General features: G+C 67.5%; 1 protein-coding gene. It reads left to right on the forward strand.

Translation table 11 applies throughout. The features are described from left to right. A partial coding sequence (locus tag RM609_RS34390) for an ATP-binding protein (protein WP_498073182.1) occupies positions 1-255 on the forward strand: 255 nt, incomplete at both ends.

A 255-nucleotide genomic window follows, 5' to 3' on the forward strand; every position in this document is an offset into this window, starting at 1 on the left:
TGGCCGACACCCACGGCAACGTCGTGGTGGTCTCCACGCGTGACTGCTCGCTCCAGCGCCGTCACCAGAAACTCGTCGAGGAAGCCCCCGCCCCCTTCCTGACCGAGGAGCAGAACGCGCAGCTGTACGCGGCGTCGAAGGCGATCCTGAAGGAAGCCGGCTCCGTCGGCGCCGGCACGGTCGAATTCCTCGTCGGCAACGACGGCACGATCTCCTTCCTGGAGGTCAACACCCGCCTCCAGGTCGAACACCCCG

This window comes from Streptomyces hesseae (assembly GCF_031845785.1).
GTDB lineage: Bacteria > Actinomycetota > Actinomycetes > Streptomycetales > Streptomycetaceae > Streptomyces > Streptomyces hesseae.